General features: G+C 37.1%; 18 protein-coding genes and 1 riboswitch. Of the genes, 9 read left to right on the top strand and 9 right to left on the bottom strand.

Features of this window, described 5'->3' with window-relative positions:
- Positions 1–140: 140 nt before the first annotated feature.
- Positions 141–1,028, bottom strand: a complete 888-nt coding sequence (locus ACQKN3_RS05450; RefSeq protein ID WP_427709966.1) for an effector binding domain-containing protein — start codon at positions 1,026–1,028, stop codon at positions 141–143.
- Between the two features lie 451 nt (positions 1,029–1,479).
- On the opposite strand from ACQKN3_RS05450, the gene ACQKN3_RS05445 reads away from it, so the two are divergent.
- Entirely contained in the window at positions 1,480–2,034 is a 555-nt protein-coding gene (locus ACQKN3_RS05445; RefSeq protein WP_427709964.1) for a GNAT family N-acetyltransferase, read from the top strand.
- Positions 2,035–2,390: 356 nt separating this feature from the next.
- Here ACQKN3_RS05445 and ACQKN3_RS05440 read toward each other — a convergent pair whose 3' ends face one another.
- Positions 2,391–2,738, bottom strand: a complete 348-nt coding sequence (locus tag ACQKN3_RS05440; RefSeq protein WP_427709962.1) for a hypothetical protein — start codon at positions 2,736–2,738, stop codon at positions 2,391–2,393.
- Positions 2,739–3,110: 372 nt separating this feature from the next.
- Here ACQKN3_RS05440 and ACQKN3_RS05435 point away from each other — a divergent pair, with 372 nt between their 5' ends.
- Positions 3,111–3,743 carry a DUF6944 family repetitive protein gene (locus ACQKN3_RS05435; RefSeq protein WP_427709960.1) on the top strand — a complete coding sequence of 211 codons (633 nt, stop codon included), beginning with the start codon at positions 3,111–3,113 and terminating at the stop codon, positions 3,741–3,743.
- A 37-nt stretch (positions 3,744–3,780) separates the two neighbouring features.
- Here ACQKN3_RS05435 and ACQKN3_RS05430 read toward each other — a convergent pair whose 3' ends face one another.
- Complete coding sequence (locus tag ACQKN3_RS05430) at positions 3,781–3,948, bottom strand: hypothetical protein (protein ID WP_427709958.1); 168 nt, start codon at positions 3,946–3,948, stop codon at positions 3,781–3,783.
- Between the two features lie 518 nt (positions 3,949–4,466).
- Positions 4,467–4,631, bottom strand: a complete 165-nt coding sequence (locus tag ACQKN3_RS05425; RefSeq protein WP_427709957.1) for an aspartyl-phosphate phosphatase Spo0E family protein — start codon at positions 4,629–4,631, stop codon at positions 4,467–4,469.
- Positions 4,632–4,979: 348 nt separating this feature from the next.
- Here ACQKN3_RS05425 and ACQKN3_RS05420 point away from each other — a divergent pair, with 348 nt between their 5' ends.
- Positions 4,980–5,315 carry an STAS domain-containing protein gene (locus tag ACQKN3_RS05420; protein WP_427709956.1) on the top strand — a complete coding sequence of 112 codons (336 nt, stop codon included), beginning with the start codon at positions 4,980–4,982 and terminating at the stop codon, positions 5,313–5,315.
- A gap of 455 nt (positions 5,316–5,770) precedes the next feature.
- Here the strand turns inward: ACQKN3_RS05420 and ACQKN3_RS05415 are convergent, their stop codons facing one another.
- Entirely contained in the window at positions 5,771–6,649 is an 879-nt protein-coding gene (locus ACQKN3_RS05415) for a LysR family transcriptional regulator (RefSeq protein ID WP_427709954.1), read from the bottom strand.
- A 95-nt stretch (positions 6,650–6,744) separates the two neighbouring features.
- On the opposite strand from ACQKN3_RS05415, the gene ACQKN3_RS05410 reads away from it, so the two are divergent.
- The 6 genes from ACQKN3_RS05410 (at position 6,745) to metA (ending at position 14,488) form a co-directional block, all read left to right on the top strand.
- The gene (locus ACQKN3_RS05410; protein ID WP_251687997.1) at positions 6,745–7,404 is read left to right on the top strand and encodes a YczE/YyaS/YitT family protein; all 660 of its coding nucleotides are present in this window, start codon (positions 6,745–6,747) and stop codon (positions 7,402–7,404) included.
- Positions 7,405–7,793: 389 nt separating this feature from the next.
- A complete protein-coding gene (locus ACQKN3_RS05405; RefSeq protein ID WP_427709952.1) occupies positions 7,794–8,000 on the top strand; it encodes a hypothetical protein in 207 nt (68 codons plus the stop codon).
- 160 nt (positions 8,001–8,160) lie between these two features.
- The gene (locus ACQKN3_RS05400; protein ID WP_251687993.1) at positions 8,161–8,586 is read left to right on the top strand and encodes an acyl-CoA thioesterase; all 426 of its coding nucleotides are present in this window, start codon (positions 8,161–8,163) and stop codon (positions 8,584–8,586) included.
- Between the two features lie 121 nt (positions 8,587–8,707).
- Positions 8,708–12,454, top strand: a complete 3,747-nt coding sequence (locus tag ACQKN3_RS05395; protein ID WP_427709950.1) for an AAA domain-containing protein — start codon at positions 8,708–8,710, stop codon at positions 12,452–12,454.
- A 15-nt stretch (positions 12,455–12,469) separates the two neighbouring features.
- Positions 12,470–13,213, top strand: a complete 744-nt coding sequence (locus tag ACQKN3_RS05390; protein WP_427709948.1) for a nucleoside-diphosphate sugar epimerase — start codon at positions 12,470–12,472, stop codon at positions 13,211–13,213.
- 72 nt (positions 13,214–13,285) lie between these two features.
- Positions 13,286–13,393: riboswitch (SAM riboswitch) on the top strand.
- A 153-nt stretch (positions 13,394–13,546) separates the two neighbouring features.
- The gene (metA, locus tag ACQKN3_RS05385; RefSeq protein ID WP_014823882.1) at positions 13,547–14,488 is read left to right on the top strand and encodes a homoserine O-acetyltransferase MetA; all 942 of its coding nucleotides are present in this window, start codon (positions 13,547–13,549) and stop codon (positions 14,486–14,488) included.
- A gap of 50 nt (positions 14,489–14,538) precedes the next feature.
- On the opposite strand, the gene ACQKN3_RS05380 is transcribed toward metA, so the two are convergent.
- The 4 genes from ACQKN3_RS05380 to plsY form a co-directional block, all read right to left on the bottom strand.
- Positions 14,539–15,309, bottom strand: a complete 771-nt coding sequence (locus ACQKN3_RS05380; protein WP_427709945.1) for an ABC transporter ATP-binding protein — start codon at positions 15,307–15,309, stop codon at positions 14,539–14,541.
- 125 nt (positions 15,310–15,434) lie between these two features.
- Positions 15,435–16,061: a YczE/YyaS/YitT family protein gene (locus tag ACQKN3_RS05375; protein WP_427711603.1), complete on the bottom strand. Its 627-nt coding sequence runs from the start codon at positions 16,059–16,061 to the stop codon at positions 15,435–15,437.
- A 146-nt stretch (positions 16,062–16,207) separates the two neighbouring features.
- Positions 16,208–16,498 carry a HesB/YadR/YfhF family protein gene (locus ACQKN3_RS05370; RefSeq protein ID WP_251687986.1) on the bottom strand — a complete coding sequence of 97 codons (291 nt, stop codon included), beginning with the start codon at positions 16,496–16,498 and terminating at the stop codon, positions 16,208–16,210.
- A 110-nt stretch (positions 16,499–16,608) separates the two neighbouring features.
- Complete coding sequence (gene plsY, locus ACQKN3_RS05365) at positions 16,609–17,211, bottom strand: glycerol-3-phosphate 1-O-acyltransferase PlsY (protein ID WP_079526708.1); 603 nt, start codon at positions 17,209–17,211, stop codon at positions 16,609–16,611.
- Positions 17,212–17,486: the final 275 nt, after the last annotated feature.

Here is a 17,486-nt window from a genome sequence, read left to right as displayed (position 1 = left end):
TGAGAAGGAACCAAATATTTCAACCTTTTTCCTTGGTGAATACAAAAAAAGACCTGAGCGACCACTCAAGTCCAAAAATGACCACTTATTATAAAATATGTTTTTTAACTACAAATTATTACACTTTCACCACTTTATTATTATGACTTAACTACCGGAATATAAATATCACAAATTTTCCCTTCATCAAGCATACAACGGTCATCGTACAATTCAAAATCATTACAACCTGGTGCGTATTCGTAACCAGACTTATGGAACCATTCATTAAAAATAAAATTCCATGTGCCTTGAATAGCAGCTACAAAGTTTGTGGCATCAGAAGGAGGTGTTGAAAAAACAGCATAAGTTGCGGGAGGTACTTCACGAACATGGTATTCACCAGCAATTTCAGCACCGTCTTTTGGTTCGACCCCGATTACATATTCAAATTCTCCGGTTGTCGGGTCTTCCGGAAAGCATACACCGTATTCATCGTGTTTTTTAATAAAATTTTCCGAATGAAGTTGTTCCATTCTTCCGCCACTCATATAGTCGTCCCAAAAAGCCGGGATGGCAGTTGAGTTTTCTCCGCCAGTTGAAGTCGTTTTAATGGCATAACCCGCAAGTTTAATAGCAGGCAGTGTAACAAATTTAGGTTCCATAACAATTCCTCCGATAAAGTATTTGTACGTGCAGGAAAGGCTTGGCGGAAACGGACGATTACTGTGCGCATGTAAACGGTAAGTTCCTGGTGAACAGCCGTAAAATCGCCGAAAAGCTTTACTGAATCCAGAGTGAGTTTCAAACCCGTATTCTATTGAAATATCGAGAATTCGCTTGCCCGATGAAAGTTCATGTGCAGCAAACGCAAGGCGGCGGTTCCGGACATAGTTCATCACTGAATATCCGGTACCCCATTGGAATACTCGACTGAAATGCCAAGTTGAATAGCCAGCTTGTGCAGCCAAAATATCCGGACTAATGTTTTCAGTGATATTCTCGTCAATAAACTCTAAAATCATCTGTAAAGGTTCTCTTGTGTCCATTTAAATTCCCCCAGCTGTAAAGTAATTCGTACAGTAAAATCAGTATACCAAAGCACTGGTGGAAAACTGTTCCAAAATTGCTGTATTTGGAAATTAAATTAAAAAGAAGCATTATTGTATTTGAAATTGTATTAGATCAAACACTTCAAGATTTACCGTAATTAATAGAAAATATAGATATGCCAAATAACGAATCTGCAGGATTTTTAGAGGAGTGCACCTGGATAAATGCCAGTGCACTTTATTGAGGGTAATGAGAATTTGATACCTGTAAGTATTAATCTGAAAGATGTCATTGTTCTGTCTGAAGATAATCTTGAAATACCAGTATGGAGTGGGAAATTAGACTCGAAAGGATGTTCTAAGATGAATGCGAAATATTAACCTTAATTGAGGACATTTTCGCTAATATCGGATTTAATTAACAAAGCGCAAATTAGAGGTGGTTAAAATGGAGAAGCAGGTTGTTTTATTTCATTCATTAGAGGGTGAAAAAATCTACTTCAAAGAATTAAGGGTAGAGGATGCTCAAGAGATACATCATTATGCGTCAGATCAAGAAGTTTCACGATTTATTGGCTGGAATTTGATGAGTACCTTGGAGGAAACTTCGCACTTCATTGAAATAATGTTAAAACGTGAGTCGGCAGGAACTCATTTATATTCCTCCATTGTTGAAAAATTAACTCAATCAATTATTGGTACAGCTATAATTTTCAACTTTGACCAAGAAGCAAACAAAGCTGAAATTGGTTATGTATTGCATAAACATCATTGGGGTAAGGGGTATGGTACAGAGATTGTTGCATTAATGAGTGATTTTGCATTTAAATCACTTAATCTTCATAAGCTTCATGCTATTGTAGTGCATAGAAATATGGGCTCTGCACGGATACTTGAAAAGAACGGGTATGAATCAGAAGGACGATTAAAAGACCACTATTTTATAGAGGATAAGTATTATGATGCATTACTTTTCGGCAAAATTACTAACCTGGAAACTTAGAGTTCATGTACAGATACAATGAAGAGGTTTATTGACGATAATATTAAATGGTATTCAGTCCCTTCATATTCCATTATAGGGCACAATTCTTGAATAGAAATTGTGCCTTCTTCAGCCAATGACCAGATTGTTGAACAACATTCTTAAGATGTAATATCCAGCGTTTCGCAAGGTATAGACCGTCACCCATACATGACATATATAAGACCATTGTTGAGGCAACGGTCGTCTTTTTTATTTTCGTTATTCTTTTATCCTTAAATCGGGCCAGATGATGGGATTGCCAAAGGAAGCTAAATATAGTCAGTTTGGGGAGGAATAAGAAACTTAAATAAATTAAATTATGATCTATTTATCTAATTTTTAAGGTGTTCTAAATTTCTTTTCAGATGATCTTTAACAATTCCCTTCAAACCTTCGTCTTGGAATTCCTCAATTAAGAGAGGTTCAACGGTTTTAATTACATCTTCACTAAATAGTGTGATTTTATTAATAAGGTCGTCTAAAAAATCAATCTGCTTGTGCATATTTTCAGATTCTATAGAATCTTTTTTTTTGGATTTGTCAGACATCTCCAAAGTTAATCCTGCAGCAGTTGCTTGTAAATCATGACCAAATGTTGCAAATGATGCGCCAATATAAGCTAATTTAGTAGCGTATATTTCTGTGGAATCAGAGGATTGGTTGCAATTGTTTATCCTCATAGTCATCTCCTCCTTTTACATAAAACAGTATTGCTCTTTTGCATAATATGTCATTAAAGTTAAATTGGATAATAAACTGTGGAGTTGTGAAAATAAAGTATATCTCCACTTCAAAGGAACATTCTGTTTACACATTTTATGAATAAAATAAAATTCTCCATACTTGATTTATAAAGTGTTTTATGAACTACTTATGATCAGTAAGAAATACATATATCATTATAAAGGTCCATCTAACCCATTAAAAAAATCATATATTGGAGTATGTATTTAAAGTGAATAGGGATGTATGCCCTATCAAAATAATAAAGGAACTCATCACGAGCTATTTAGCGATGTGCCTATCTAATGAATAGTAGGTGGAGAGAAATAATGAACTCTTTTGAATCAAATCACCGTAATATTTCTGGAAAACAAAATAACTCTTTAAATAAATGGGATAACATGATTTATTCCGATAAACGTAATAAACAGAGTAACTCAAATAAAATTGATAAAAATAACTCAAATATTACTGCCATTGCAGGAAATTGGATTGTAGCAATTGGGTCATTACTATCTGCAATAGCGAGTACACCCTCAAATATTTTTACTCAACAAACACTAACCGATTTTAATTTAATTGGGAATATTTTAGAAGCTGGAGGAAGTGCGGTCGTATCAGAGACCGAGGACGCCTTATTAAATAAAGTTGGCGATCAACTTCAAGCTATAGGCAATTTAGCTACTGTAGCAGGAATACTGTCTAAAAATGAGCAATCAGGTCAACTTTTAGAAAAGCAGGGTAGCCTTCTTCAAGTAGTAGGGTTAGGAATCGTCATTAATACTGAAGGAAAATTAACTCTTTTAGAAACAATATCTAATACCGGTAATATCATTCAATTAATTGGGACTGTGATAGAGGTTTTTGCGGATACTGATACAAAAGAAGGAGAAGTAATGAATGCAGTCGGTGCTTGGATACAAGTGGTGGGAGCTGTTATTACAGCATTGGCTACCGAATAAGATGAATGTTTATATAACATTATCCAATTAATATGGCTTACTTCAGTCTACGAGAGTTCGAACCATTTACTTGCTTTTTAAGTTTTTCTATTTCGCTGGTTAAATAATCAATCTGTTTCTGCATATCTTGATTACCGTTTTTACTTGTATCATTTTGATTTTTTTGTTCTTGCCTTTCTGCTTCTAATGCAAGTACTGCTGCCATAGTTGCAATAGTATCTCCTAAAGTAGTTATGGCTGCACCAACAATTGCTAGCTCGGCAGCCTGAATTGCTAATTGGTTTTGATATCTTGACTTTTATTTTTATTTTTCATGAAAATGCCTCCACTAAAATCTCTATTACAACGTATGCTACCAAAGATAATCATATGTAGGTAGGGATGACAAAAGGAGTTGTGACTAAAATTAAAACAGTTAAACCTGTTAAAAACGGAACACTAAAATCAAAAAAACATGATGTAGAGAATTTGTTATTGTTTTTTTACTTATTCAATTGAAGATAATGATATTCAACAATCGGGGGTTTTTCTTGAATAAGATCCCTTTTGTTATGATGATTTTGGAAGGGATATTTCTAGAAACGTAAAATAGCATCTATATAAATCAAAAAAAATAATTTAAAGCCCGCAATTTGTAAAAAGGTTATGGGCTTTTTTGCATTGCATAGAATTGTCAGAGAATGCATTACACGGTATAGTTTAGGTATATGTAGTTACCATTATTTAGGAAGCAATATTAGAATACTTATTAAGAAATTCATCTAATTCTTGACTGCAATTAACTACTTCAGGATGTGTGAAACCTAAATCGTTAGCCCTTTTATACAAATGTTTTCTTTTTAATTCAATTTTTAGCTTCAATATTATTTTTAATGATAAAAATCTCATATATAAGTTCCTTTCCGGCCTTATTCTTGAATAAAAGAAGTTTATTAAAAAGTAATGCGGGAAGTGGTTTGTAGTATTCACTAACCCTAAACAAAAAGATTAAAAACAATAAGGGTCTATGATCTTTATAAAGTAGTTAAAATTATCTAATTTTATTCAGCAAGGAGATATAATTAAATAACAACTTACAGGCTCTTTTCTATAAGAGATTTTTGCATAAATTCCTACGTATTTCAATGCAAAAATGGTTGGGTTTTGACGAAGGACTCCGCATTTTTATTGTGAATGAAAATGTTTTAATAGTTCTTAAGGCGGGCAAGTATAATTAGGAATTAAGGAGGGAAATAAATGAATTTAAGATTACAAAAGCGGGAAATTGAAAATTTAATACATGGATTTATTGAAGGTGAAATCGATAGTCATACAGCACCAATATTAAAAGGTGAACTAGATTTAATTGTTTTGTCAGACGGCTTAATTATAGAATTAGATCTTTCAAAAGTAACTTATATGGATAGTAGTGGTCTTGGTTTACTTGTTGCCTTCTATAAGAAAGTTATTAAAGGAAATACTTCCCTAAAATTGATAAATCCATCTGAAAGAATGACAAGAATGTTTAATATCACTGGCCTTAGTCAGTTTGTGGATATTAAAATAAGAAAAGTCACTAGTGTAGGCGTGTAATTACTCATGTCCAGATCTTATAAAAGCTGCTTTAGTAACGTTTCAGCGATTTGCATAAAATCCCGTATAAACAATATTCTAATATAAAATCGATAAACGCTGCTACAACAACGTTTACCGATTTTTGTTATGCCCACAAACTTTTATTCAGGAACGGTTGGTTTATTATGTATGCTTTAAAAGTCTTTGCCGATATAACGCATCATCTTAGATAAAAAGAAATTAACTTTTGTAATTCTAATCTTTTTAACCATTTTCCAATGTCATCCTCTTGAAATCCTCTGAAAAATCTAGTCGAATGGGAGTAATCAACTCAATGTAGTTACCATCTAGATCATTAAAATAGATTGCGGTGGTGGCGTGAGAACTGTTAGCTAATGTTCTTCAAAGCCTAATGATGTGCGAATAGCAATTCCTTTTTCATTCAACCAACTCTTAGCTAAAGGATCTCCTTTTTAATTACTTGATTTAAATAAAGCAATAAAATTCCTGCAAATAGGGGAGAATGTCGCTTCTTGCTTATAAAATAATTTCGGTTGAATCGCAATTTCTAATTCAGGTAAATCAACAAAATAAATTCCATCCACATACCCTAGTTGAATTTTAGGTAATATACTGATTCCTACTTCTTTAGCGACTAAATACTGGGCAATCGTAATATCTTTACATTTAGCAACAATATTTAAGGAAATGTTCTTTTCTTTGAGATAAAATATAATATTTTCTAACATCGAATACCCTTCCATAGCTTCTAACGAAATAAACGGGAACTTCATTAAGTTTTGTATCGATACCACATCTAGATCAATCTCATTGGACCATTTCTTTGGTACAGCCAATGCAAAAGGACTAGGTGTTAAGGAGAATTCTTCATACTGTTCACTATTTTCCGGTGCTAAAATAACAGCTATATCTATTTCATTATTAAATAACATTTGTTCTATTTTCTCGGAATCCCCTTTGAAAATTTGTAATTCTACTTTAGGGTAGCTTTCAGAAAATTGCCGTATGACATCTCCTATTAAATGTATACAGCTTGAAGAAACCCCTACACGTAATTGACCCACTTCCCCTTGCATCATATAATCCATTTTCACGTCAAACATTGCCATTTGCTGAAGCATATGAGTTGCATGATTATATAGCATTTGTCCAGCTTCAGTAATCTCCCATTTTTGACGATATCGCTTAATTAATGGTGTACCGTAGCGTGTTTCAATTTGTTTTAATAACATACTTAATGGTGGCTGTGCCATATGTAATACTTCGGCAGCCTTTGAAATGCTTCCCTGATCAACTATTTCTTTAAAATAGCGTAATTGACGTAAATCCACTTAACCACCTCATATATAAAATATATATCTTTATTATTTATTATATATTTTTCAGTTAATATTTCAAAGAGTATACTATTTATAGGAGGGGAAATATGAATCATACAATCACAATTACAAAAAGAATTAGCATTTACATAATTGGTTTATTTCTACTTTCACTTGGTGCTACATTTTCAATTTTGGCAGGTATCGGTGTTTCTCCTGTAACCTCTTTACCTTATGCATTTGCTTTAATTACACCTTTGTCAGTTGGTATTACAACCGTATTAGCTAATTTTGTTTTTATAGTTTTACAAGCAATAATATTAAAAAAAATACGTTGGAAGAATTTTTTCATACAATTAATTATTTCCTTTTTATTCGGTTTTTTTATGGATTTCACGATTTGGTTAACAAAAGGCTTACCTGAAGCAACTTCAATTGTTCTTATTATTGTGTATTTAGCAATAAGCTTAATAATTGTTGCCTTAGCTTTACTGTTATATTTCACAGCGAATTTACCGACGATGCCATATGATTCACTTACGCATGTCATTGCGAACACATGGAAAATGCCATTCAGTAAAGCAAAAATTACTAGTGACATGCTAAATGTCGTACTTTCACTTGTGATTTGTCTACTATTTATTCAATCATTTGGCGCTATTGGTATAGGTACGTTCATTGCTGCCTATGGTATTGGGAAAATAGTTGGTGTTTTGCTTCACAAACTTCAACCCTCATTAAAACAATGGGTGTTTAAAAACAACTAAATTTATTCAAGTAAATACGATTGCTGCTGCTAATAAATCTTTTTTACTTTGATAATAAAAATAAGCCGGGGAAATTCCCCGGCTTTTACTTGTTTATACCCAAAACCTTTTTGAGTAACCTACTTCTAACTGTCATTACAAACCCCAATCCAACAATCAGATTTTACACTTATGCTTGAATCTTATAAAAAGACAATTAGTTGTGCATAACAATCCAGGAATATAATGAAAATATGGGTTTATATAGAGTTGGATGGGTAATTACTATTTATTAGTAGTCAAAATATAGAGCCTTTACGAAGGGATTAAGATTCGAAAATATTACAACCTGTTAGTATGTTACATGTATATTTTTACGTAGTTAAGCGTTATGGAAAAGGAGTCATCCTATGAGAGAAATAAATAAGTCAGCATCTGCTAAATTCCTATCTCTTTTAAAACAGGCAATAAGCATGAATAAAAGGCCATTTCCTTGGGTAAAAGCCTTTTGTGCAGGGATAGCTGCATCTTTACCAGTCTTTATTGGATTGATGTTTGGCAATTTTGAATATGGATTGATAGCTGGGATGGGGGGGACCCCAATTAATAAAGTTTAATAATATATATTTGGATAGTTAATTTATTTATACAAATTCATAATATTATCGTATTCTAAAATTCCCACTTAATGACTTAACCTGTTTAAAATAGAATATTGATTCAGAACCCTTACAACTCAAGCCTTTTAGCGCTATAATACCTCTAGAGGTGAAGAGAATGTATATTTCAGAAACAACAGTAGAAGTGCGCTATGCCGAGACAGATCAGATGGGTGTCGTTTATCATGCCAATTATCTCGTTTGGTGCGAAATCGGGCGTACGCAAATTGTGAAGGATTTAGGATTTAACTATGCGAAGCTTGAAGAAGACGGCTATTTGTCGCCTGTTATGGATTTTTCGATTCAATATAAAGCGGCGATGCGCTATGGTCAAACGGCTACAGTTCGCACATGGATTGAAGAACATACGAAGCTGCGCACTACATACGGCTATGAAATTCTGCATGAAGACGGTACCGTTGCAGTAACAGCGAAATCTCAGCATATTTTAGTGAAGAAGGAAAACTTCCGTCCGGTCGCTTTGAAAAAGATTGATGCGGCATGGGATGCCAAATATGCGGAAGTTGCGAAAATTCAAAGTTAATCGACATGTCCTGTTAAATTGATAACAGGGCATTTTTTCTTTAACGAACTGACGAATATTGTTATAATCATATACGACTAAACGGAACTGTATATAAAAAATCTATGAGGGAGGTGTGTTCATGGCACCAAAAACAATCGCGAATATTCAAACCCGTTGTCATATTTTATTGACGAATACGGCACGTGAAGCGATGAAGGAGCATGTTCCAGATGAACACGCCTTTTTTAATTTACAGCAATATTTCATTGTCGCGATTGAAAAAGTATCGGTCGATGCAGAGCAAACGCATTTGAGCATCTTTTTCGATAATGATAAAAACGTAAAATTAAAAAATAAATTTGAAGAACGCGTTGTCATTATGGACTGTGTATTTGACCGGAAAAACGGTCTTGTGGCAAAAAGCTTTCGAACACGCGGCAAAGGGACACCGGTTGTCACAAATCGCCGCGCCACAATGAAAATCCACTTCGTTGCATCCCGTATTAGTGGCCATACATACCAGGATCCGTTTCTAAAGGCCATTGATGAACTGCCGATTGCACAGGAACGTTTTGATTATGTCAATAAGAGAATCAGCAGCTGGGAAGGCTATTTAAAAGTGTTAAACAAAAATGCGGACATTGAAGATATTCATGCCCGTTTTTCAAGTGTTACGTTTGATGCCGATTTTTCTCATATGACAGTTCGCATCAACAACCTCGATAAAAAGCAGTGGAAACAGCTGGATGGCCTAAGTGCGCGTTTGCGCGGCTATGTGCAGGAAATCGGGGATGTTGCCAAAATCCGCCGAAACGAGAATACCGTTGAAATTGCGTTAAAACCATATTACAGCAATTTGGCGCGGAGAAATGAGCTTCAGTTCCAATCGGAAGACATCGAATTTTCCAATGCTGCGACGAAATCACAGTTAAAGCGGCTTTTAAAAGGGTTTGAACGTTTAAAAGAAGGATTGGCCGCAAATGCGAACCTCGAAACGATACTATTTGAAGATAAGCCGGTCATTGCCGAGCGCAGAAAAACGGTTCCTCTTAATTTTCATAACCGGCTGAATCCTTACCAGCAGCAGGCAGTCGAAGGGGCGATGAGTTCCGAAGATCTGTATGTTATTCAAGGTCCGCCCGGTACTGGTAAAACGACCGTAATTTCGGAAATTTGCTATCAAAATGCAAAAGCCGGTTTGAAAACACTCGTTGCTTCGCAATCAAACTTAGCGGTAGACAATGCGTTAAGCCGACTTTTATCGAACAAAGATATCCGGATTTTGCGTTACGGTCGTACAGAAAGCATCGAAGAAGAAGGGAAAAGGTTTATTGAGGAAAATGTTGCAACGTATTGGCAGGAGCAGACATTTGAAGCAATCGGCCATGAAATTTCGCTGCATGAACGAAAAGAGCAGCTTTTAAATAATGAGATCAATGAGGCTCAAAATGAAATTGCTGTGCTTGAACAGAAACAAAAAGAGCTTGAACTTCAAATTGAACAAAAAGAAGCGGCAAAAGCAGAATTGCATGTTCTGGCTGAAAAGATTCTGGCATTAAAAAAACAATTGACTGAATGCAAAAAAGAACTGGAAGACAATGAACGAAAGCTGGAGAAACTGCAGACATCACAGAGCACAGTAGCCGAAACCGTTGCAAATTTTGAACAGCAAGTAAAAGACGGATTGACTGTCGAGCAATTGACAGAACAAGCACAACAGTTAAAAGAAGCGAGAGAAAACTTCCAGCAGCAACTTACACAAAGTCATTTTAAAGCGCAACTTGATCAATTCCAGCAGCGTTTTGATGCTGTTAAAACGAAAATTGAAAAGACCAACGAAACGTCACAGTATGATTTGCTCGTTGATAAAATTGCCTCTTTGAAAAAAGTGTACGAAATTGAGGAGTTCATGAGTGAATACAATATTCGCCGGAACTATGCAATGGACCGTTTACTTACAGCGCTTGATCGGATTCAGCCGCAAATGGAGCAGTATAAACCGATTAAAGATGTGAAGGAACGTCTGGAAAAGGCATTGTATTACAGTGAAACGGCGTTAGGTATTCATGTAACACCGGACAGGCTGGATATGGGCCATCATTATACGCTTGAAGAAATTCAGGAGTTTTTGACGAAGCTTAGTATCGCTTTTCGGGACCGTCGCGTAAATGTTCAAAACGGAACCCGATCCATTCAGGGTATTCATTTGCGCATGCAATATATCGAGCAGCTGAACAATAAATATATGGATGCGATCCGTGAAACCGTGCTTATTTTCGAAAAGCTGAAAGAGGAAATCATTCTTCAGTTTAAAGAGCAAAATGATGTGAAAGCACAGCATCTTCAGCAGCTGGAAGAAGAGGCAACTACGGTAAAATCCCAAATGGATGCGATCAATGAAAAAATTGATCCATCGATTACGCTGAACCATTCCACGGATGAGCTGGAAGAACTGCTCGCAACAAATGAACTGGATCAGATGAAAACTGAAACACAGCGCCAAAACCGTGAAAAAGTGGAGCTTCAACTGGATAAAAAAGCGGAGGAGCTGGCAGTTTTAAATGAACAGATTGCCCTTGGTACTGAGACTGTCGAACAGTTAACAGTTCGCTTTAAAGGGATCAACAGCGAAGGCGTCCAGCTTGAAAAACGCCGGACAGAACTCGAACAGCTGACAAAACTGAACCCTGAGCAGGCGATCATTGAAGTAAACGAAAAGATCGGGCTTCTTACAGAAAAGATCGAGATGCTTGAAGTGAAAATCAGTTTGCTTCCGGTGACGGCAGAACTTCAAAACGAATGGCACGGTTTACTGAAAAACGCCAATGCCCATGACTTGGACGAAATCCGCAAATTGTATGTGAAACATGCCAATGTGATCGGGACAACTTGTGTTGCATCGGCAAATAAAGAGTTTATGGACAACTATCCGACATTTGATGTCGTGATTATTGATGAAGTTTCGAAAGCAACACCACCGGAACTGTTACTGCCGATGTTAAAGGGCGCAAAGATCATTTTAGTTGGGGACCATCACCAGTTGCCTCCGCTTGTAGGCGATGCGACATTTGAAGAGACATTGGAGCAAGTTGTGAAAGAAAGTACAACATTTGAAGAAAAACGAGAGCTTGAAAAGTTACTGGAAGAATCATTGTTTGAGCGTCTTTATAACAATTTGCCGTCACAAAATAAAACGATGCTCGCCCTTCAATATCGAATGCATAAAAATATTATGTCAACTATCACACCGTTTTACGAAAATGAATCCGAACAGCTGCAGTGTGGGTTAGAGGATTCGGATGCCGTACGCGATCATTTCCTTGAAACATCAAAGGTTACACGAAATCACCATTTACTATGGCTTGATATTCCGAATGCCAAGCCGTATTTTGAAGAGCGTATGAAGGAAGGCTCGAGTTTATTCAATTTAGCTGAGCTGGAACAGATTAAACAGCAGCTTCTTGAATTAAATGCCGCAACGGGACAAGCGAAAGCACAAGGGCTGATTCCACAAGACGCATTAAAATCGGTTGGCGTTATTTCATTCTACGCGGAGCAGGTGAAACGTATTAATCGTCTGATCGAACAGGAAATCAGTGTACCGCATTTACACATCCGTACAGGATCCGTCGATAAATTCCAGGGGATGGAGATGGATGTGATTATCGTCAGCATGGTGCGGAATCATGACAATGAGCGCGGAGAAATCGGGTTTGCGAAAGATTACCGACGCCTGAATGTTGCATTATCCCGCGCACGGGAACTGCTCATAATGATTGGCAGTACCGAAATGTTTACAAAGCGTCCAAAGAGCGCGAAAACACGGGATATGTATGCCCATGTATTAACGACAGTAAAAGAGCAAGACGGCTATTTTGCTGTGTAGAAACAGGGGGATTGAATGGATTTACAAAGTACAGTTATACAGCTGCAGAAAGAACTCATCCAAAATCCGTCCATTGAAATCAAAAAGCAAATGCAATACGCCATTCCGATTCACACATTGGAAGTGAAATATCATCCGGTAATGCGTAATGCCATGGATATTTTAATGAAGATGATGCTCATTTCATTTGAGAAGGCGAAGCTGAAAAATGTGGAGTTATTAGCCGAAATTTTATTGGTGGAACCGTTATTTATTCATGATTTGACGAATAAAATGTTACGACTGGGTATGATTGTGAAGGAACAGGAATTTGCACTAACTGCAAAGGGTAAGGCTCAGCTGGAATCGGGCATTTTTGAAGAGGAACTTGAAGAAACAAGTTATTTTATTCAATACAGCCCGATCCATGAGCAGCCATTGGAGGGTGACCTGGAGGAATTTGCGGATTTGGAAGAGTTTCCGGAGCCTTTCCCGACAATCGAAACAGAAGAAATCGAAGCAATTGAAGAGACAGTGCTGATTGATTTCATACAACAGCAACTTTCCGAACAACCGGTGGCGGAAGATGAAGTACCGCACTATATAACGAGTGTTGTTTCGACGGAATCGATCCAGATTAATGATATACCGGTCCTATGTTTTTTACTGTTTGATCAAAAGGAAAACAGGCATTTTGTGCGGGTATACAATACATTGACACGTGTATGGGATGAACGGCTGGAGACAATCTTATTTACTATAGAAAAAGAGCAGCTTTAGTATGCGTGAAATAATATTTTTGGAATTATTGCAAAATTACAAAGTACATGATACACTAATGACAATTTAATAGACTTATCAAGAGAAGCGGAGGGACTTGGCCCGATGATGCTTCAGCAACCTCTAGTTTAACTAGAAAGGTGCTACTTCCAGCAAGGTGTTGACCTTGGCAGATAAGAACGGGTAGAAGCCCCTCTCAATTCTGTTTTGCTGGAATGAGAGGGGCTTTTTTATTGTTCCGGAACGGTTCGTTTCGCTCGTAAAACAATGCATTGCCTGAATACCACAGATTATTAAAAGTTTATTGAAAAAGTTTATGAGGGGGAAAGTGGAATGCCGATTAATATTCCGAAACATTTACCGGCGGGTGAGCTGCTTAGAAAAGAGAAGATTTTCGTCATGGAGGAAGACCGTGCGAAAACACAACAAATTCGACCGTTAAATATTTTAGTGTTTAATTTAATGCCTGAAAAAGAGAAAACCGAACTGCAGTTGCTGCGCTTACTCGGTAATACACCATTACAGGTGGATGTGACATTTTTAAACACGGCTACATACGAATCAAAAAATGTTTCCAAATCGCATTTAGATACTTTTTACCGGACGTTCGACCAAGTGAAGCACCGTCGCTTTGATGGGCTCATTATTACAGGAGCGCCAGTAGAGAAAATGGATTTTGAAGATGTTGGCTACTGGAATGAGATTACGCATGTTATGGACTGGGCAGATGAACATGTCACGTCGATTATGTATATATGTTGGGGCGCCCAAGCTGCCTTGTATCATCATTTTGGCATCGGAAAATTCGAATTGCCGAAGAAATGCTCCGGTGTTTATTCCCATGTGATTACGGATTTAACAGTAGATTTAGTGCGGGGATTCAGCGATGAGTATGTGGCACCTCATTCACGCCACACGTCGGTTTCAATTGATGAAGTGCGAGCACACCCTGACTTGCGACTATTAAGCTATTCGGATGATGCAGGCGTGTTTATCGTGCAATCGAAAAACAATAAACATATTATGATTACAGGGCATCTGGAATATGATGCAACGACCTTATCGGATGAGTATTTCCGCGATATTGAGAAAGATCCGGACAATACGGAAATTCCGATCAACTATTTCCCGAATAACGACCCGTTGCAGGCACCGAAAAATGTTTGGCGTGCCCATTCGCATCTGTTGTTCTACAACTGGCTGAACTACTACGTATACCAAGAAACGCCGTATGAATGGCATTACGTCGATGAAAATATTGAATATCATATTTAATGCTTATAAATGAAACGAACCAGCAAGAGATGGACTCCTGCTGGTTCGTTTTATTTAATTGCGACCCAGGCACGTTCGCGTTCAATCTGCAAACTAATTTCCCGCCCGAAGAAATCGCTTAATAATTCGTCTGTTAAAACAACTTCGCGTGCATTGGCTTCGACATTTTTTCCGTCTTTCATTAAAAGTACATGGCTAAAACAAGGAAGTATTTCTTCTACATGATGCGTCACGTAAATTAGGGTAGGGCCGTTTTCTGCTTGTGCAATCTGTTCTATTGTTTGCAGCAAGTTTTCCCGTTCGATTAAGTCCAGACCGCCACATGGCTCATCCAATATTAAAATTTCCGGATCCGCCATAATGGCCCTTGCTATTTGAACACGCTGCCGTTCACCTTGAGACAAATGCTCGAATGATTTATTTGCTAAATGGTCACAGTGAAAATGCTTCATAATAGAAACCGCATGGTCAATTTCTTCTTCCGTCACATCATTGAAAAGGCGAAGGGCACCGAATTTTCCGCTGAGCACGATTTCAATTGCATTATCCTGCCAGTTGAAGTTATCGATCATCGCATTGCTGACCCAGCCGATCCGTGTCCGCAGTTTCGGTATATACGTCTTGCCATATGTTTCACCCAGTATTTGGACCTTACCTTCATTTGGCCAAATATAGCCGTTAATAACTTTCAGCAACGTCGTTTTGCCGGATCCGTTTAACCCTAAAATAGCCCAATGCTGTCCCTTTTGAACATGCCAGCTTAAATCATTTAAAATCTTTTTGTCATTGCGATATAAATGGATATTTTCAATATGTATCATTTAAAAACACCTCCACTTACTACTATGCACCTTTTTTCATTGTAGAGAAAGTATTTTTTGAAAATTGTAACAATTTAAATGTAAAAAAAAGAAAGCAAACGCATATTGCTTGCTCTCCTCATTATTTATATAACAACACTTTCGACACCTGCTGCGCGGTGGAACAGCTTTCCGTTCCATTTGAGTGCCCATTGTACGACAGGCCCTAAGCCGAACGCCATAAATACAGTACCGACTCCGACTGGTCCGCCCAATACAAAACCTAATACAGCAACCGTTACTTCCATTGTCGTCCGTGCACGGTTGACACTCCAGCCGAGGCGATGCACCAACAGCAGCATTAATGTATCACGAGGTCCTACACCGAGGTTTGCGACCATATACATCCCGCAGCCGAAGCCGAGCAGGACAACGCCAACAACAAACGCCAATGTTTGTTCTAACAGTGTATTCGCATCCGGTAATACTAACAAAAATATATCAATAAAAATCCCTGTCAGGAACATGTCCAAATAAGTTCCGACTTTCGGCAATCTTTTCGTGAAAAACGTATCAACAGCCAGAATGAGCAAACCTAAAATAATCGACCACATACCGACCGTTAATCCCAAGTTTTTTTGTAATCCGATATGAAGGACATCCCATGACCCAACGCCAAGTATTTGTCCTTTGATCGTCAATGCGACGCCTAATGATAAAACAATGATGCCTGCAATAAAAAATACGCAGCGCCAATAAAATTCCTGTTTCACTTTCACATGTAATCCCTCATCAATCCTCGATATAATCCTTACTCATTATAACGATTGAATCGGCAAAAATGGATTTACAATAAATTCGAAACATTTGAACTTTTTGAGCGGCAAATTGTTCGTATTAGGAAGCTGAAATAGGGCCTTTATTTTTCGTACGAATAAGTTAATTCATCGGATGAATCGGCGACATCTACAACTAAATGATGTTCATTAAAAAACCATTCATCGGATTTTTCGATGTAGTAATGAATATCTTCCACAACCGTTTCAATACCTATTTCATGCGGCTGCTCCCGTGTCATCCCTAACGAAAACCCTTCATGAAAAGGTGAAGAACCTCCATACCTTGCATAAAAGCGAATAAAATCGCCTTTTTCTACTTCCATCTCTTGTTTAAACCAATTGAGCGCTTTTTCTGATAGTTTGATTTCCATATATTTCACCTCTACTGCCATTATGCAGTAAATAAAAAAAACTTACAAAGCTCGCGTTCTGAATTTTTAGTACAAAAAAAGACTGAAAGGAAACCCTTTCAGTCAATCGTTTAAAATCCTTTAATTTTCGGTTCAGTACCGGCTTTAATCCGCTTAATATTTTCACGGTGACGGTAAAAAATGAAGCCTGCCAGAACGACAACCAAAATGAATAATGCATATTCTCCTGTTATCATCCAATGACCAATTACATAAATAACCGCTGCAGCGGATACAATCATAGATGATAAGCTGACCATTTTCGTTAACTTTAAGGCGATGACAAATACAATGATTAAAATTAAAAATAACGGTAAATTATAGCCTAAAATAACACCGCCGCTCGTAGCAACTGCTTTTCCTCCGCGGAAACTAGCGAAAATCGGGAACATATGGCCAGCAGCCGCGATGACACCTAAGATTAAAGGATGGACAGTGCTGTCTGCGAAAAATGGCAATAACGGTAGCAATACCGCAGCCGTTCCTTTCAATATATCAATAAGCAATACGGCGATGCCCGGTTTTTTGCCTAATACTCTAAATGTATTAGTCGTTCCTAAATTGCCGCTGCCTTGTTGTCGAATATCCGTTTTGTAAAAAATTTTGCCAATCCATAAAGCAGATGGAATGGAACCGATTAAATAAGCACAAATAATAATTAATGCGTTGATCAAGTGTTGTGCTCCTTTCGAATTCAGAATTACTACTTGGTACTAATAGTATGTATTGAATATTTTACAATGTTTTTTAATAGAAGGAAAGAGGTATTATTTTTTCGTTCATCGTAAAAAACAGGGAAAAAGTTACATTTTATTGTTTGCTACTGAAGGATATGCTTTTAAACGTTCGTTTTTGATGATACAATTAATCTTTGCAAAGCCTAAATCAGTACCTTTAAACATTGACATCATGCATATTTGAGCGTACGATTAGGTAGTAAATAGAACGT

Origin of the sequence: Solibacillus sp. NPDC093137 (assembly GCF_050280445.1) — a bacterium.
Taxonomy (GTDB): domain Bacteria; phylum Bacillota; class Bacilli; order Bacillales_A; family Planococcaceae; genus Solibacillus; species Solibacillus isronensis_B.
Note: the sequence above shows the minus strand (reverse complement) of the source record. Positions and strands in the feature narration are given on the sequence as shown.

Coding starts and splice junctions, on each gene's coding strand:
- ACQKN3_RS05450 (WP_427709966.1), bottom strand. CDS start 1,028: ATGGACACAAGAGAACCTTTACAGATGATTTTAGAGTTTATTGACGAG.
- ACQKN3_RS05445 (WP_427709964.1), top strand. CDS start 1,480: ATGGAGAAGCAGGTTGTTTTATTTCATTCATTAGAGGGTGAAAAAATC.
- ACQKN3_RS05440 (WP_427709962.1), bottom strand. CDS start 2,738: ATGAGGATAAACAATTGCAACCAATCCTCTGATTCCACAGAAATATAC.
- ACQKN3_RS05435 (WP_427709960.1), top strand. CDS start 3,111: ATGAACTCTTTTGAATCAAATCACCGTAATATTTCTGGAAAACAAAAT.
- ACQKN3_RS05430 (WP_427709958.1), bottom strand. CDS start 3,948: ATGGCAGCAGTACTTGCATTAGAAGCAGAAAGGCAAGAACAAAAAAAT.
- ACQKN3_RS05425 (WP_427709957.1), bottom strand. CDS start 4,631: ATGAGATTTTTATCATTAAAAATAATATTGAAGCTAAAAATTGAATTA.
- ACQKN3_RS05420 (WP_427709956.1), top strand. CDS start 4,980: ATGAATTTAAGATTACAAAAGCGGGAAATTGAAAATTTAATACATGGA.
- ACQKN3_RS05410 (WP_251687997.1), top strand. CDS start 6,745: ATGAATCATACAATCACAATTACAAAAAGAATTAGCATTTACATAATT.
- ACQKN3_RS05405 (WP_427709952.1), top strand. CDS start 7,794: ATGAGAGAAATAAATAAGTCAGCATCTGCTAAATTCCTATCTCTTTTA.
- ACQKN3_RS05400 (WP_251687993.1), top strand. CDS start 8,161: ATGTATATTTCAGAAACAACAGTAGAAGTGCGCTATGCCGAGACAGAT.
- ACQKN3_RS05395 (WP_427709950.1), top strand. CDS start 8,708: ATGGCACCAAAAACAATCGCGAATATTCAAACCCGTTGTCATATTTTA.
- ACQKN3_RS05390 (WP_427709948.1), top strand. CDS start 12,470: ATGGATTTACAAAGTACAGTTATACAGCTGCAGAAAGAACTCATCCAA.
- metA (WP_014823882.1), top strand. CDS start 13,547: ATGCCGATTAATATTCCGAAACATTTACCGGCGGGTGAGCTGCTTAGA.
- ACQKN3_RS05380 (WP_427709945.1), bottom strand. CDS start 15,309: ATGATACATATTGAAAATATCCATTTATATCGCAATGACAAAAAGATT.
- ACQKN3_RS05370 (WP_251687986.1), bottom strand. CDS start 16,498: ATGGAAATCAAACTATCAGAAAAAGCGCTCAATTGGTTTAAACAAGAG.